Below are 16,102 nucleotides of genomic sequence, written 5' to 3'. Positions count from 1 at the left end.
CGTTATATTTGTACTATGAAAGTTACGTTTTTCTACTTCATTATTATGCTTTTAGGTTGTTATGTGACTGAAGCACAAAATGTATCCAAACCTAGTGTTGAAATTGACACATCAACCGTTGTAGATCATAAGTATAGAGAAGATCAGTTTTATATTTCTGTAACTTATAATTTACTTGGAAACAAACCTGAAGGTGTTTCACAAAGTGGTTTTTCAAGCGGATATCACTTCGGATTTATCAGAGATATGCCAATCAATAAGCGAAGAAATTTGGCTGTTGGTGTCGGCATTGGATTATCTTCAAATTCTTATAATCAAACCTTGCAAATTTCAGAAGTGAATAATCAATTTCAATATGTTATTCTGGATGATAACGAAATTGAATACAGTAAAAATAAATTCACGACGTATTTGGTTGAGTTTCCAATAGAGTTTAGATGGCGAACATCTACAGCAACAGACTATGACTTTTGGCGAATATATGCAGGTATAAAGTTAGGTTATGTGTTATTCAATTCTTCTAAATTTAATAGTCCTACAGGAGATATTAAATTATCTGGTATAGACAATTTCAATGCGCTTCAGTATGGCTTAACGTTTAGTGCGGGTTATTCAAATATTAGTTTCCACGTGTATTACGGCCTTAATGAGATTTTTAAAGATGCAGCTTTAGCTAATGGTGAATCTATTAATATGAATTCGGTGAGAATAGGGTTGATGTTTTATATCTTGTAAAAATCCTAAATCCAGTAATTTAATAAAACCATCTGTGGCATTAATCCTACAAAAAAACCAATAATTAACTCCGTTGGTGTATGTGCCTTTAGATGTAATCTTGAAGTCGCTATGGCACCTAAAATAATACACATTAAAGCGATCGTTCCGTTTATATTAATTTTAAAATGTATAGCTAAAGCCACAGCAAACATAAAAAAGCCTGTTGCGGCAATCATATGAATACTTGCTTTAAACTTCACAACTGCTAATGCAAAACAGGTGATTGTTGATATTAAAATACCAATAAAAAAGAAATATAACTCAGGGATTTCATTCTGAGGAAGTACTCTTATAAGTACTAAAGCGATGATAAGACCGTTCAATAAAAGTGGCAGCTTCCGTTCATCAGTCGTTTCAAGATGTACTGAGTTGACTTTTCTTAATGTTTTTAGAAGGTAAAACAATAACATGGGAAGAACAACGGTTAAAATTGTAACCGAAAACAATTTTGCTTTAAGAACTGGATCTGGAATAAAACGAGGTGTTTTTGAAAAATAGAAAATAACACCTAATAAGGGCATTAATAGCGGATGAAAAATATACGATATGCTTTTAAGAAGCTGACTTGTCATATCTTCTTTCTCAATCTGGCTACAGGAATATCTAATTGCTCACGATATTTTGCAACGGTACGACGTGCAATTGGATAGCCTTTTTCTTTAAGAATAGAAGCTAATTTTTCGTCTGTAAGAGGTTTTCGCTTATTTTCTTCTTCAATAACCGTCTCTAAAATTTTCTTAATTTCACGAGTAGATACTTCTTCACCTTGATCGTTAGTCATAGATTCAGAGAAAAATTCTTTAATCAATTTGGTGCCATAAGGTGTATCGACATATTTACTGTTAGCTACACGAGATACTGTAGAAACATCCATATCAATTTCATCTGCAATATCTTTTAGAATCATCGGTTTAAGTTTGCGCTCATCACCTGTAAGAAAGTATTCCTTTTGATAATGCATTATGGCGCTCATCGTTACAAAAAGCGTTTGTTGACGTTGTTTAATAGCTTCTATAAACCATTTGGCAGCATCTAGCTTTTGTTTAATAAATAAAACAGCATCTTTTTGTGACTTACTCTTATCTTTCGATTCTTTATAGCCCTTCATCATGTTGCTGTATTCTCTGGATACATGAAGTTCAGGCGCATTTCTTCCGTTGAGTGTTAAATCTAATTCGCCATCAACAATTTTAATGGCAAAATCGGGAACGACATGTTCCACCATTTTATTGTTTCCCGCGTAAGAACCACCTGGTTTCGGATTAAGACGTTCAATTTCTTCAATAGCATCTTTAAGTTGCGCTTCGGTAATATCAAATTTTTGAAGTAATTTTTTGTAATGTTTTTTTGTAAACTGATCAAAAGCTTTATCAATAATATCACAAGCGAGCTCAATATCTGGCGTTTTTTCTTTTCTGTGCAGTTGAATGCTTAAACATTCCTGTAAATTTCGGGCACCAACACCAGCAGGATCTAACTGATGTACGATATTTAAGATTTGTTCTACTGAAGCTTCATCTGTATAAACCCCTTGTGTAAACGCCAAATCATCAACAATATCGCTTAATGACCGACGAATATAACCGCTTTCGTCAACGCTTCCAACTAGGAATTCAGCAATATTATATTCTTCGTCGTCAAGTCGAAAGGTATTTAATTGATTGGTTAAATGCTGTGTAAATGACGTTCCTGCAGCGTAAGGCACATTTTTATCTTCATCATCAGCACTATAATTATTGGCTTGCGTACGATAATCTGGAATTTCGTCGTCGCTTAAATAATCATCTACATTAATGTCGTCAGCTTCAATGGTTTCATTATCGTTATATTCATCATCAGAATTGTCAAACTCGTCCATGTTATCTTCAAATTCATCTTTAGATTCTTTGCCATCTTCCAAAGCTGGATTTTCCTCTAATTCTTGCTTTAAACGCTGTTCAAATGCTTGCGTTGGCAACTGAATCAACTTCATAAGTTGAATTTGTTGTGGCGACAATTTCTGCGATAATTTAAACTGTAAATATTGTTTAAGCATGTATTGAATTTGGTGTTGTAGTAAAGTTAAAAAAAAACAATCTATATTTTTATGTAAACATAGATTGTTTTAGTCAATTTTTATGCCAAATAAAGTTTAAAATTCTGCATTTTGAGGCGTTCTAGGATAAGGAATGACATCTCTAATATTTCCCATGCCTGTTGCGAACATCACTAAACGCTCAAACCCTAGTCCGAAACCTGAATGTACAGCAGTTCCGTATTTACGTAAATCGAGGTACCACCATAATTCTTCTTCGTCGATATCTAACGCTTTCATTTTCTCTTTCAATACGTCTAAACGCTCTTCACGTTGTGATCCTCCAACCATTTCGCCAATTCCAGGAAACAGAATGTCCATTGCGCGAACTGTTTTTCCATCTTCATTTAAACGCATGTAAAACGCTTTAATATTTGCAGGATAATCGAATAAAATCACTGGACATTTAAAATGTTTTTCAACGAGGAAGCGCTCGTGTTCACTTTGTAAATCGGCTCCCCATTCTTCAATAATGTAGTTGAATTTCTTTTTCTTGTTTGGTTTACTGTTCTTTAAAATATCAATCGCTTCGGTGTAACTAACGCGTTTGAAATTATTATCGACAACAAATTTTATTTTTTCAATCAGGCTCATTTCTGAACGCTCAGCTTGAGGTTTCGTTTTTTCCTCATCCAGTAAACGGTTTTCTAAAAACTCTAAATCTTCACAATTATGTTCTAAAACATAACTTAAAACCGATTTCATAAAGTCTTCAGCCAAATCCATATTTCCAGCTAAATCCATAAAGGCAACTTCGGGTTCAATCATCCAGAATTCTGCTAAATGTCGTGATGTATTAGAGTTTTCAGCTCTAAATGTTGGTCCGAAAGTATATACCTTACCTAAGGCCATCGCGTAAGTTTCAGCTTCTAATTGACCAGAAACTGTAAGATTGGTTTCTTTTCCGAAGAAATCTTTTTTGTAATCAACATTACCATCATCAGTCAATGGCGGATTTTTAGTATCTAAAGTGCTTACCCGAAACATTTCTCCTGCACCTTCGGCATCACTTCCAGTAATAATTGGTGTGTGCATATAGTAAAAGCCGTTATCGTTGAAATACTTATGAATCGCAAAAGAGAGTGACGAACGCAAACGCATTACAGCACTAAATGTACTTGTTCTGGTACGCAAATGTGCATTTTCGCGTAAAAATTCAAACGAGTGTTTTTTAGGTTGGATAGGATAGTCTTCAGGATGAGAATCTCCTAAAATATCAATTGAACTCACTTGTATTTCTACCTTCTGACCTTTCCCTTGACTTTCGACTAAATCACCTTTGATATGAACTGCAGCTCCAGTTGTAATTCGTTTAAGAATGGCCTCGTCAGTGCTTTCAAAATCAACAACGCACTGGATATTATTAATTGTAGAACCATCATTTAAAGCTATAAATCTATTCGCTCTGAAGGTTCTTACCCAACCCTTAATTTCGATAGGTTGTAACTTAATATCTTGTGTTAATAATTGTGAAACTGAATATGTCATTTTTATTAATTTTTATGCAAATATAAATGTTTATGAAATGGAATCTTCTTCTGAATCAACATCGTCTTCATCATCTTCTGGTATGATATTTATTGCAGGTTCTTTTAGGACTTCTTTGTTGGCAATATTTCTTTCAAGAGACAATAGTAAAGAAGGTAACAACAATAAATTCGATAACATAGCAAATAGGAGTGTTGCTGAAACTAATGCACCTAAAGCCTTTGTGCCTCCAAAACTAGACGTTGTAAAGACGATAAAACCGAAGAATAATACGATAGAAGTGTAAAACATGCTAACACCTGTTTCCCTTAGAGCTGCGTAGACCGATTTTCTAATTTTCCAGTGATTCGCCTGTAATTCTTGTCGGTATTTGGCCAAAAAGTGTATGGTGTCATCCACAGAAATTCCGAAAGCGATACTAAATACTAATATAGTTGAAGGTTTTATAGGAACATTTAAAAAGCCCATCAAGCCTGCTGTAATTAGTAATGGCAATAAGTTTGGAACCAATGACACAATTATCATTCTGAAGGATCTAAACATATAAGCCATAAATACTGAAATAAGAAAAATGGCTAGACTTAAGGAAATAACCAGATTTCTAACCAGGTATTTTGTTCCTTTTTGAAAGACTAAAGCTTTACCAGTCATGGTAACTTCGAAGCGATCTTTAGGAAATAACTTATCAATTTTAGTTTGAAGATTTTCTTCTATACGCTCCATTTTATCAGTACCAATGTCTTTCATAAATGTTGTGATACGCGCATATTGACCAGTACTATCAACAAAATTTTTAAGCATATCTACATTAGAAGATGAGTTTTTAGCGTAAGATAAAATAAAGCTGTTTTCCTGACTTGTAGGTAACTGATAATATTTCGGATTGCCATTATAGTAAGCTTGTTTGCTATATTTCACCAAACTTACTGCTGAAATCGGTCTGGATAACTCTGGCGTTTCAATAATAAGTTCTTCCAGTTCGTTCATGCGCTTAAGCGTACTTAGTTTCATGACACCTTTTTTGCGTTTAGTATCAATCATAATTTCTAGAGGCATGATGCCATTAAACTCACTTTCAAAAAATTTAATGTCTTTAAAGAACGCTGCGTCTTTTGGCATGTCTTCAATAAGACTTCCAGAGATTTTAATTTGATAAATACCAATAATACTGGCAATTAAAAGCACTAGCGACGTGATATAAATGGTAATTTTTTTATGCTTTACCATACGTTCAATCCAATCTACAAAACCACCAATCCAACGTTTGTTCAAATGCTCTAGATGTCGTTCTTTAGGATATGGTAAAAAGGTATAAATGATTGGTATAACCAATAAACACAACATAAAAATAGCGAGAATGCTCAACGATGCTACAATACCAAATTCTTTGAGTAAGGTACTTTCTGTTAAAATAAAAGTAGCAAAACCAGAGGCTGTTGTGACATTAGTCATTAGTGTAGCATTACCAATTTTTGTAATGACACGTTGTAATGATTTCACTTTATTGCCATGAAGTTTAACCTCGTGCTGGTATTTATTGATTAAGAAAATACAATTCGGAATTCCAATAACGATAATTAATGGCGGAATCAAAGCCGTTAATACTGTGATCTCATATTTGAGTAATCCTAAAATTCCGAAAGTCCACATTACACCAATACAGACTACGATAAGCGATATAAACGTCGCTCTAAATGAGCGAAAGAATAAGAAGAAAATTAAAGAAGTAACTCCTAGTGCTAAACCGATGAAAAGACCAATTTCATCTACAATATTTTGAGAGTTTAAAGTTCTGATATAAGGCATACCAGAAACTCTTACATCAAGATTGTTTTTGGCTTCAAATTCATCTATTTTCTCCTGAAGGGAGAGTAGTATAAAATCTTTTCTCGCTGAAGTATTTACAATATCTTTTTTAAGATAGATGGCTGTTCGGATGGTTTTGGTGTCCTTATTAAACAGAAAATTATCGTAAAAGGGATACTGCTTAAAGAGCTCATCCTGAAGCTTATCGATTTGCTCGATAGATGTAATAGAATCTTTAATGAATGGCTCTAAATCGAATTTTTCAGCTTCATTATTTTTTACTAATTTCTGAAGGTCTTTGATTGAAACAACCGTTTCCACTTCGTTGTAAGATTTAAAATCTTCCGAAAGTTGGTTCCAGGCATTTAATTTTTCAACCGTAAATAGTGTCGGGTCTTTAACACCAAGAATGATAAGATTTCCTTCTTCGCCAAAAATATCTAAAAACTCATTATAAGTCACATTGACTTCATGATCATCAGGTAGTAAATTAGCTTCAGTGTAGGTAAAACGCATGTGTTTCCACTGGTAACTAAAGAAAATAGTTGCCACTACAATACTAATGAGTATGCCAATTTTATTACGTAAAATTAATCGCGCAATAACTTCCCAAAAACCTGTTGAAAATAATTTAAACATCTACCTATTAAAAAGGAGCGACAAAGGTAGAAAAAACCAAAGGATATGCTCTATAAATTAATGCTAATTTATTGTTATTATAAGCTAACATTAAAAGTGAATTTAGCGGCTAAATTATCGGCAAATTCAGGTAAATGATATCCTCCATATCGATAGGCGAAACTTAGACCGAAACCAAACAGCAATTTATTGATTTCAAAACCGGCTTCAGAGTAGCCTTTGTTAAGAGTGCCAAATGTAATATTTTGATGTCGTTCGATATCTTGCATATTCCCTAAAGCAAATCTCGATATTAAAACCAGTTGTGGTCTGTAGCGTTCAGTAATTCTGAAAGGTTTTACAAAATGCTTTATCTGAAGTGTTGCAAATCTATCTGAGAAGAATTCATTAAAATACATGGTTTCAAAGCTATTAATACCTGCTACAGAAAAGCGCTGTAAAACTGTTTCTTTGGTTATATTATTTGGATAAGCATGGTACAAATGCGTTAATGGCGTATTTCCAGTCGCAAGTCCGCTACTCAATACAATTTCAGAAAAGACCTTGTCATTATGGGTTATTTTATATCGTGTTCTAAAATCGACTTTAAAATAATTAAAATCTCCTTTGAGCACATTTTTAAAGCTTTGTGTTAATTGAAGCGTGAATTTAGGAAAACCCTCTTTAGTTTGAGTTACTTTGTCTTTAATAGTTTCAAAATGACTAAACGGACTCCATTGTGCACTAATTTTGGCAGTTGAAATATCAAAACTTCTAAAGCTTTCATTTCCAATGACAAAATTATAACTGTAAGTTGGTTCAATTTTACTAATGGCGAATTCAGTTTCAGTAACCAGATGATTGGTAAGTTTATGTTCAATATTAATCGCTTTGGTAATGTGTTTATGGAATAAATCTATATTCAATAAACGTGGTTCAAAAAACTGAAAAAAGCGTTTGTCAGTTAAGAAACTTGAACTTCCTGTTTCTTGTAAATCATCAGTATAGGAGAGGTTGATCCAAGTATCGGTAGCTTCATTAATTCTAAAACCACCTCCAATTCTGTATTTGAATCTATGATCTTTGAATCCGTAAACAACATAACTGTTGATGCGGTATTTTTCTGAAAATTCGTCATTAGTTATACCACCTAAACCAGTTCTAAATCCTTCGTATTGATTAAATTTTACTAAATACCGAAGATCTACATTTAAAAATTTGGTTGGGAAATAACCATTTCCAAGATATTTGAGATAATCAATTTTAGAAATCGTATCATTTTCAATAGCTGAAGAATCTCTTTGGATTGTAGGTTCCTGAGAGTGTAGTGCATAAGAGCCTAGTGTTATAAGTAATAAAAGTAAACACTTATGCATTGATAATTTTATAATGGATTAATAAAATTGAATAAAAAAGCGACATTTAACAGGTCGCTTATTTAGGTTTATACAGTCATAATTTCTTTTTCTTTGACCTCGAAAATATCGTCTATTTTTTTAACGTATTTGTCTGTCATTTGTTGTATATCAATTTCAGCATTTTTTTGCTGGTCTTCAGAAGCGTCTTCTAAATTTTTAATATCGTGATTAGCTTCTTTTCTAGCACTTCTCACACCAATTTTAGCGTCTTCAGCTTCGGCTTTAGCTTGCTTAGATAAATCACGTCTGCGTTCTTCAGTTAAAGGTGGTACATTAATAATGATGGTTTCACCATTATTCATTGGGTTGAAGCCTAAATTGGCAATCATAATACCACGCTCAATTTCTTGAAGCATACTTTTTTCCCATGGTTGAACTGTAATGGTTCTACCATCAGGTGTGTTAACGTTTGCGACCTGAGATAATGGTGTTTGAGAACCATAGTAATCCACCATCACACTTCCCAGCATTGCCGGACTTGCCTTTCCTGCTCTAATATTTACAAATTGTTTTTCAAGGTGTTTGATAGCACCATCCATAGCTTCCTGAGCTGTATCTAATATAAATTTTATGTCTTCGTTCATTTTAAAAAAACTTTTATTCGTAAACCATTTATCAAAATATAAGCCAAATATTATAAATTCACTTTAGTTCCTATATTTTCTCCGGAAACCACCTTGAGTAAATTTCCTTTTTTATTCATGTCAAATACAATGATTGGGAGCTTGTTTTCTTGACTAAGTGTGAATGCTGTAGTATCCATAACCTTAAGTCCTTTTCGCAACACGTCATCAAACGTAATATGGTCAAACTTTACAGCAGTTAAATCTTTTTCAGGATCTGCATTGTAAATCCCATCGACTCGAGTGCCTTTTAAGATTACATCAGCTTCTATTTCAATAGCTCTTAAAACCGCAGCAGAATCTGTAGTGAAATAAGGGTTTCCAGTTCCTCCACCAAAAATAACCACACGTCCTTTATTCAGATGACTCATGGCTTTTCGTCTGATAAACGGTTCAGCAACCTCATTAATTTTAATAGCAGTTTGTAGGCGTGTTTTAACACCAGCGTCCTCAAGGGCATTCTGTAATGCCAATCCGTTAATTACAGTAGCTAGCATTCCCATATGGTCACCTTGAACTCGATCCATGCCGTTCATAGCACCAGCAACACCTCTAAAAATATTTCCACCACCAATAACAATGGCGACTTCTACTCCTAAATCTGTAATTTCTTTAATGTCTTTAGCGTATTCAGATAAACGCTCAGGATCAATTCCATATTGACGTGAGCCCATTAGAGCTTCACCAGATAATTTGAGTAGAATTCTTTTGTATTTCATTTGGTCGTCTTTATTGCCTTTTAAGGTCAAATGTAATTCACCATATTAAAAATAACTTACGAATAAGTTATTTGCCTTGGCTCATTTCATAATTGTGTTGAAAGTTTAGCAAATATAATCATTATTGTAATTTAGAAAAGTAGAATTTGGATATAAAAAAACCTCTCAGTTATTGAGAGGTTTAATTTTATAAAAATAGTGAACAGATTATCCAACTGTAGCACGCTTAAATCCAGTAACTGAAACATCACCATAAGATTCAACATACTGAGCAACAGTTTGCTTTTCATCTTTAATAAACTTTTGATCTAATAAACATTGTTCTTGATCTAAAGTTGTGTTATCAGAAATGAAACGCTCCATTTTACCTGGTAAGATTCTGTCCCAGATTTGTTCTGGTTTGCCTTCAGCTTTTAATTCAGCTTTTGCAGCTTCTTCAGCTTCAGCAATAACTTCAGGAGTTAATTGCGCCATAGAGATGTAGCTTGGTACATTCTTTAAAGTTTTTCCTAAACGTCCTAATTCGATATTATCTTTTTCAATAACTGCGATTCTAGCTTCAGTTTCTGATGCGATAAATGCAGGATCAAAATCTTTGTAAGATAGAGTAGTAGCTCCCATTGAAGCCACTTGCATAGCAACATCTTTCACTAAAGTTTCAACGTTATCTACTTTTGCAGATAAACCAACTAGAGCAGCAATTTTATTGATATGTACATATTGTCCAACATAAGGTGCATCTAATCTTTCGAAAGCAGTGATGTCTAATTTTTCACCGATAACTCCAGTTTGCTCGATTAATTTTTCAGCAACTGTCATGCCACCAAAATCAGCAGCTAAAAACTCTTCTTTAGTGTTGTGGTTTAAAGCTAGTTCTGCTAATTCGTTTGCTAAGGCTACGAAGTTTTCATTTTTTCCAACGAAATCCGTTTCACATCCTAATACAATTGCAACACCAGACGTGTTATCTGCATTAATTTTTGCGATTGCAGCACCTTCAGAAGAATCTCTGTCGGCTCTTTTCTCTGCAACTTTTTGTCCTTTTTTACGAAGTACTTCAATGGCTTTGTCAAAATCACCTCCAGCTTCAACTAAGGCTTTTTTACAATCCATCATACCAGCTCCAGTGGCTTGTCTTAATTTATTTACTTCTGCGGCTGTAATTTTTACAGTATTTTCCATAGTGATATAAAATTTAAAAAAGTCGTTTAATTCGTAGTTCTGAAAGAAAACAATTAAACGACTTAATTATATTGTGTAATTGTTAATTTATTCTTCTTCGTTAGCTGCAACTGGTGCAGCAACTTTAGCTTTTTTCTCAGTTTTAGCTTCTTTTTTTGCTGCTGGTGATTTTTCACTCTTAGCATCTTTTTCAGCTTTGTCTGATTTTCTTTCAGATAAACCATCTGCAACTGCTGATGTTACAACAGACATGATGCAGTTGATAGATTTAGAAGCATCATCGTTAGCAGGAATTAAATAATCAACTTCACGAGGGTCAGAGTTTGTATCGACCATTGCGAAAATTGGAATGTTTAATTTTTGAGCTTCTTTAATTGCGATGTGCTCACGTTTGATATCTACAACAAATAATGCTCCAGGCAAACGTGTCATATCAGAAATAGAACCTAAATTCTTTTCTAATTTAGCTCTTTGACGATCTACTTGTAAACGCTCTTTTTTAGAAAGCGAGTTGAATGTTCCGTCTTTCTTCATACGATCAATCATAGCCATTTTTTTAACAGCTTTTCTAATTGTTACGAAGTTAGTTAACATTCCACCTGGCCATCTTTCAGTAATGTAAGGCATGTTTACAGCACCTGCTTTTTCAGCAACGATGTCTTTAGCTTGTTTTTTTGTAGCAACAAATAAAATCTTCTTACCAGAAGCAGCAATCTTGTGTAATGCTTCAGAAGTTTCTTCAATTTTTGCTTTCGTTTTGTAAAGGTTGATGATATGGATACCGTTACGTTCCATATAAATGTAAGGCGCCATGTTTGGATCCCATTTTCTTGTCAAGTGACCAAAGTGTACACCTGCGTCAAGTAAATCTTTTACTTCTACTTTTTCCATGTTGTAATTGTTTACGTTCTATTAAATTAGCAATGATTAAGTGGTCGCTTTCGCTCGCCTTCATCATTTAGATGCTAAACTGTACCTGAACTCGTTTCAGGATTTTTAATGTTTGCTGAAAAATTTCAGCGGTTGTAATCTAAAGCTGTTCTGATGAATAACCAGAACAGCTTTTGAAATTTTTTATATTCCGAAGAAAATTCAGAATAATAAAAAAGAATAGGATTAACGTTTCGAGAACTGGAATTTCTTCCTTGCTTTCTTCTGACCGAACTTTTTACGTTCAACCATTCTTGGGTCTCTAGTTAATAATCCTTCTGGCTTTAATATTAGTCTGTTTTCTGCATCAATCTCACACATTGCACGAGATAATGCTAAACGGATCGCTTCGGCTTGGCCTGTAATGCCACCACCATAAACGTTTACTGTAATATCAAAGTTGCCATCGTTGTTAGTCATGGTTAAAGGTTGGTTTACTTTGTACTGCAATGTTGCAGTAGGAAAATAAGCCGCCATGTCTTTTTTGTTTACCGTGATCTTGCCTTTTCCTTTAGCAAGGTACACACGAGCAACAGCCGTCTTTCTACGACCGATTTTGTGAATTACTTCCATTAGTTAACTTGGTTTAAGTCAATTGCTTTTGGTTTTTGAGCTTCATGTTTGTGCTCTGAACCAACTACAACGTTTAAATTACGGAATAAATCTGCACCTAATTTGTTTTTAGGGAGCATTCCTTTTACTGATTTTTCCACGATTCTTGCTGGATCTTTTCCAAACAATTCAGTCGCAGTTAAACTTCTCTGACCACCTGGATAACCTGTGTGACGAATGTACGTTTTGTCATTCCACTTGTTACCTGTTAAGTTGATTTTTTCAGCATTGATAATAATTACATTATCTCCGCAATCAACATGTGGTGTGAAGTTAGGCTTGTGTTTACCTCTTAAAAGTATTGCTACCTTAGAAGCTAAACGACCTAGCGTTTGATTTTCAGCGTCAACCAAAACCCACTCTTTATTAACAGTAGCTTTGTTTGCTGAAATCGTTTTGTAGCTTAATGTGTCCACACTTATTCATATTAATTGCCTGTACACGACAGACGGTTAAACTTTTCTCTCTCAAAAAGAGTTTGCAAATTTACGATTAAATATTTGATTACCAAACAGACGTAAGTGTTTTTTATAGACAAAAATATGAGCCGTTTGAATTATTTAGAATTTAAGCTTTCACAGTCGCTCGTTGCAATCTGTCGTTAATTGATTTTCCTAAACCAACATCTGGAAAACGTTCTGCTATAATAAGGTCTAAATCTTGTTTGTCTAATTGATGTAAGGCATCATACAATTTTGAAGCAGCTTCCTGCAAATCTGTTGCTTCTGAAAGGATAATCTGAAATGCAATAGCTTCGTGTTCTGAAGATGTATTAATGGCTAAAATACCAATGCGTTTATCGCTATGATTTTTGATGGCTTCGGAAAGGTTATCTACTAAAATCGTTTCAGTCTTTGGCGCATAATGGCGATCGAGCATTCCTGGCGCATCAGGAGCGATTTCTTTTTTGTTTTTGATTTCTATTGGTCCAACGATAGCTTCGATAGCTTCAATTGAAGTTGAGCCTAAACGGTAAATAATGGGTTCATCACCATTAAAACCAATGATGGTCGATTCTATGCCGCGTTCACATGGTCCACCTTCGAGTACCATTTTGATATCATTTTTAAAATAGTCATTGACGTGCTGAGCAGTAGTCGGACTAATACTTCCAAACGGATTTGCGCTAGGAGCAGCCAATGGAAAATTTAAGGCATTTAATAATTCCAGAGCTACAGGATGATTAGGAATTCGAACTGCAACCGTATCTTTTCCTGCAGTAATTAGATCTGGAATGTTTGAATTTTTAGGAAGCACAAGCGTTACAGGTCCAGGCCAAAACGCATCTGCTAGTAATTGTGCCTTTTCTGGAATGTAACGTACAATGGTTGGTAAGAGCTCAACAGAAGGAATATGAACAATCAACGGATTAAAAAACGGACGCTTCTTGGTTTCAAAAATACGTTTAATTGCTTTTTCGCTGAAAATGTTTCCAGCCAAACCATAAACCGTTTCGGTAGGAATTGCTACCAGTTCGTCATTACTGAGAATAGTAACTGCTTTTGATATGTCTGTTGAAATAATACTCATATTTGCTTTCAGACCACAAAATTAGTTCAAAATCTAATACATCTAAGAATTGAGTTGTTTATTTTTATTTTCTTGCTTTTGTTGAAAAAGTGCATAGCCCAAGATGACCATTTCGATACCTAATATAGCGATTTTAGCTTTTTTACTCTTGGTTAATGCACTCGTTAGTCCGAGTACTTTAGTAATTATCATGATAGTTAAATTTTAAGTTTATAATCAGTTTACGTATTGGTTAAAAATTGGTTTTATTCATGTCTAATATAGTTTGTACAAGACGTAACACTTGACTTATATAAAGTTAGAATTAACTGAAATGATTCAAATCATTATTTTATGTACCAATTTATAAATAATGAGTTACCATTTACTAGATTTGTAGGCTCAAATTTTAAGTAATGATTTCAGTAGATAATTTAGCAGTAGAATTTAGTGGTCACACCTTATTTAGCGATGTGTCGTTTACGATTAATGCAGATGATAAAATTGCCTTAATGGGTAAAAATGGTGCAGGAAAATCGACCATGATGAAAATTATCGCAGGTGTTCAAAATGCCACTCGTGGCCATGTGAGAACGCCTAAAGATGCTGTTATTGCTTATTTACCACAGCATTTATTAACGGAAGACAACACCACTGTATTTGATGAAGCGTCTAAAGCGTTTAGTCATGTGTTTGCTATGCGTGATGAAATGGAAGGCTTGAACAAACAGCTCGAGACCAGAACCGATTATGAATCGGATGAGTATATGAAAATTATCGAACGTGTCTCTGATTTAGGTGAAAAATATTACGCCTTAGAAGATGTGAATTACGATGCTGAAGTGGAGAAAGCACTCAAAGGTTTAGGTTTTAAGCAAGCTGATTTTACAAGACAGACCAATGAGTTTTCTGGTGGCTGGCGAATGCGCATTGAACTCGCTAAGATTTTATTGCAAAAACCAGATTTGATTTTATTAGATGAGCCTACCAACCATATTGATATTGAATCGGTGATTTGGCTTGAAGATTTTTTAGTGAATAAAGCCAATGCTGTCGTGGTGATTTCTCACGACAGAGCCTTTATTGATAATATTACCAATCGTACGATTGAAGTCACCATGGGTCGCATTTACGATTATAAAGCCAAGTATACGCATTACCTGCAATTACGAGAAGACCGAAGAGCCCATCAAATCAAAGCGTATCAGGAACAGCAAAAATTTATTGCAGATAATCAGGCATTTATTGACCGATTTAAAGGAACATATTCAAAAACCAATCAGGTCTCCTCCCGAGAACGCATGCTTGAAAAGTTAGAGATTATTGAAATTGATGATATCGATACGTCGGCTTTGAAATTGCGATTTCCACCAACGCAACGTTCAGGAGATTATCCTGTAACGGTTAAGGATGTGTCTAAATCGTATGGAGATCATGTGGTGTTTAAAAATGCGAATATGTCGATTGCCAGAGGCGAAAAAGTTTGTTTTGTCGGTCGGAATGGTGAAGGGAAATCGACCATGATCAAAGCCATTTTAGGCGAAATTGATGTGGAAGGCACTTGTGCTTTAGGACATAATGTGAAGGTTGGTTATTTTGCTCAGAACCAAGCCGCTTTATTAGATGAAAATCTGACTATTTTTCAAACAGTTGATGAGGTTGCTAAAGGTGATGTGAGAACGCAAATTAAAAACATTTTAGGTCGCTTTATGTTTAAAGGCGATGAGATTGATAAAAAAGTGAGTGTCTTGTCTGGTGGAGAGAAAACCAGATTAGCGATGGTCAAGCTGTTGCTCGAACCTGTGAATGTCTTGATTCTGGATGAGCCTACGAATCACCTCGATTTAAAATCGAAAGATGTGTTGAAAGAAGCCCTTCAAAATTTTGATGGGACGCTAATACTCGTGTCACACGATCGTGATTTTCTTCAAGGCTTGGCTAAAAAAGTCTTCGAGTTTAAAGATCAGCGTGTGATTGAACATTTTGAAACGATTGATGCGTATTTAGAGCGTAATAAAATTGAGAGTATCAAAGCGCTTGATTTATAGTTGAAACTTGGTTATTTGTTGATTTGTTAAGATGTTGTTTTCAGAAATCTGTTGATTATTGAGATTCTTCCACTTCGGTCGGAATGACATACAAATTATTATTTAAGTAGTTAATAGGTTTATGTGTTGATTTGTTAAGAGGATGCTTTCACAAAACTGTAGATTATTGAGATTCCTCCACTTCGGTCGGAATGACATACGAATTGTAGTTTAAGTTGTTAATACGTTGATTTGTTTAGGTGTTGAGTTGTGTTCATCGCTTCAGAAATTTCTATTTTTACTAACCACTAACCACTAA

General features: G+C 34.4%; 15 protein-coding genes. 2 read left to right on the top strand and 13 right to left on the bottom strand.

Annotated elements, in window-relative coordinates; genetic code table 11:
- The first annotated feature begins 15 nt into the window (after window positions 1-15).
- Complete coding sequence (locus TD18_RS10395) at window positions 16-735, top strand: porin family protein (protein ID WP_040252276.1); 720 nt, start codon at window positions 16-18, stop codon at window positions 733-735.
- Between the two features lie 5 nt (window positions 736-740).
- Here the strand turns inward: TD18_RS10395 and TD18_RS10390 are convergent, their stop codons facing one another.
- From TD18_RS10390 to TD18_RS17210, 13 genes are all read right to left on the bottom strand, one after another.
- The gene (locus tag TD18_RS10390) at window positions 741-1,349 is read right to left on the bottom strand and encodes a hypothetical protein (protein WP_040252273.1); all 609 of its coding nucleotides are present in this window, start codon (window positions 1,347-1,349) and stop codon (window positions 741-743) included.
- On the bottom strand, window positions 1,346-2,812 hold the full coding sequence (gene rpoN / locus TD18_RS10385; protein ID WP_040252271.1) for an RNA polymerase factor sigma-54: 1,467 nt from the start codon (window positions 2,810-2,812) through the stop codon (window positions 1,346-1,348). Before rpoN ends, TD18_RS10390 begins: the two co-directional genes overlap by 4 nt.
- 96 nt (window positions 2,813-2,908) lie before the next feature.
- On the bottom strand, window positions 2,909-4,339 hold the full coding sequence (gene asnS, locus TD18_RS10380) for an asparagine--tRNA ligase (protein ID WP_040252269.1): 1,431 nt from the start codon (window positions 4,337-4,339) through the stop codon (window positions 2,909-2,911).
- Between the two features lie 30 nt (window positions 4,340-4,369).
- Window positions 4,370-6,784 carry an efflux RND transporter permease subunit gene (locus TD18_RS10375; protein ID WP_040252266.1) on the bottom strand — a complete coding sequence of 805 codons (2,415 nt, stop codon included), beginning with the start codon at window positions 6,782-6,784 and terminating at the stop codon, window positions 4,370-4,372.
- Window positions 6,785-6,861: 77 nt separating this feature from the next.
- Entirely contained in the window at window positions 6,862-8,139 is a 1,278-nt protein-coding gene (locus tag TD18_RS10370) for a hypothetical protein (protein WP_040252264.1), read from the bottom strand.
- 68 nt (window positions 8,140-8,207) lie between these two features.
- Window positions 8,208-8,765, bottom strand: a complete 558-nt coding sequence (gene frr, locus TD18_RS10365; protein WP_040252262.1) for a ribosome recycling factor — start codon at window positions 8,763-8,765, stop codon at window positions 8,208-8,210.
- Between the two features lie 50 nt (window positions 8,766-8,815).
- Window positions 8,816-9,523: a UMP kinase gene (gene pyrH, locus TD18_RS10360; RefSeq protein ID WP_040252533.1), complete on the bottom strand. Its 708-nt coding sequence runs from the start codon at window positions 9,521-9,523 to the stop codon at window positions 8,816-8,818.
- Window positions 9,524-9,730: 207 nt separating this feature from the next.
- Window positions 9,731-10,705: a translation elongation factor Ts gene (tsf, locus tag TD18_RS10355; RefSeq protein WP_040252260.1), complete on the bottom strand. Its 975-nt coding sequence runs from the start codon at window positions 10,703-10,705 to the stop codon at window positions 9,731-9,733.
- 87 nt (window positions 10,706-10,792) lie between these two features.
- Complete coding sequence (rpsB, locus tag TD18_RS10350; RefSeq protein WP_040252259.1) at window positions 10,793-11,596, bottom strand: 30S ribosomal protein S2; 804 nt, start codon at window positions 11,594-11,596, stop codon at window positions 10,793-10,795.
- A 225-nt stretch (window positions 11,597-11,821) separates the two neighbouring features.
- Window positions 11,822-12,208 (bottom strand): 30S ribosomal protein S9, encoded by a 387-nt coding sequence (rpsI, locus tag TD18_RS10345; RefSeq protein WP_040252257.1) that lies wholly within the window; start codon window positions 12,206-12,208, stop codon window positions 11,822-11,824.
- Entirely contained in the window at window positions 12,208-12,663 is a 456-nt protein-coding gene (gene rplM / locus TD18_RS10340) for a 50S ribosomal protein L13 (RefSeq protein WP_040252254.1), read from the bottom strand. The genes rpsI and rplM overlap by 1 nt, the downstream gene beginning before the upstream one ends.
- Window positions 12,664-12,814: 151 nt before the next feature.
- Complete coding sequence (locus TD18_RS10335) at window positions 12,815-13,777, bottom strand: L-threonylcarbamoyladenylate synthase (RefSeq protein ID WP_040252251.1); 963 nt, start codon at window positions 13,775-13,777, stop codon at window positions 12,815-12,817.
- 42 nt (window positions 13,778-13,819) lie between these two features.
- Entirely contained in the window at window positions 13,820-13,969 is a 150-nt protein-coding gene (locus tag TD18_RS17210) for a hypothetical protein (RefSeq protein ID WP_160289465.1), read from the bottom strand.
- Between the two features lie 203 nt (window positions 13,970-14,172).
- Between TD18_RS17210 and TD18_RS10330 the strand changes: the two genes are divergently transcribed.
- On the top strand, window positions 14,173-15,804 hold the full coding sequence (locus TD18_RS10330) for an ABC-F family ATP-binding cassette domain-containing protein (protein ID WP_040252248.1): 1,632 nt from the start codon (window positions 14,173-14,175) through the stop codon (window positions 15,802-15,804).
- Window positions 15,805-16,102 lie beyond the last annotated feature (298 nt).

The sequence above is a fragment of the Psychroserpens mesophilus genome, assembly GCF_000826645.1.
Taxonomy (GTDB): domain Bacteria; phylum Bacteroidota; class Bacteroidia; order Flavobacteriales; family Flavobacteriaceae; genus Psychroserpens; species Psychroserpens mesophilus.
This window is presented reverse-complemented; position numbering and strand designations above follow the sequence as displayed.

Coding starts and splice junctions, on each gene's coding strand:
- TD18_RS10395 (WP_040252276.1), top strand. CDS start 16: ATGAAAGTTACGTTTTTCTACTTCATTATTATGCTTTTAGGTTGTTAT.
- TD18_RS10390 (WP_040252273.1), bottom strand. CDS start 1,349: ATGACAAGTCAGCTTCTTAAAAGCATATCGTATATTTTTCATCCGCTA.
- rpoN (WP_040252271.1), bottom strand. CDS start 2,812: ATGCTTAAACAATATTTACAGTTTAAATTATCGCAGAAATTGTCGCCA.
- asnS (WP_040252269.1), bottom strand. CDS start 4,339: ATGACATATTCAGTTTCACAATTATTAACACAAGATATTAAGTTACAA.
- TD18_RS10375 (WP_040252266.1), bottom strand. CDS start 6,784: ATGTTTAAATTATTTTCAACAGGTTTTTGGGAAGTTATTGCGCGATTA.
- TD18_RS10370 (WP_040252264.1), bottom strand. CDS start 8,139: ATGCATAAGTGTTTACTTTTATTACTTATAACACTAGGCTCTTATGCA.
- frr (WP_040252262.1), bottom strand. CDS start 8,765: ATGAACGAAGACATAAAATTTATATTAGATACAGCTCAGGAAGCTATG.
- pyrH (WP_040252533.1), bottom strand. CDS start 9,523: ATGAAATACAAAAGAATTCTACTCAAATTATCTGGTGAAGCTCTAATG.
- tsf (WP_040252260.1), bottom strand. CDS start 10,705: ATGGAAAATACTGTAAAAATTACAGCCGCAGAAGTAAATAAATTAAGA.
- rpsB (WP_040252259.1), bottom strand. CDS start 11,596: ATGGAAAAAGTAGAAGTAAAAGATTTACTTGACGCAGGTGTACACTTT.
- rpsI (WP_040252257.1), bottom strand. CDS start 12,208: ATGGAAGTAATTCACAAAATCGGTCGTAGAAAGACGGCTGTTGCTCGT.
- TD18_RS10335 (WP_040252251.1), bottom strand. CDS start 13,777: ATGAGTATTATTTCAACAGACATATCAAAAGCAGTTACTATTCTCAGT.
- TD18_RS17210 (WP_160289465.1), bottom strand. CDS start 13,969: ATGATAATTACTAAAGTACTCGGACTAACGAGTGCATTAACCAAGAGT.
- TD18_RS10330 (WP_040252248.1), top strand. CDS start 14,173: ATGATTTCAGTAGATAATTTAGCAGTAGAATTTAGTGGTCACACCTTA.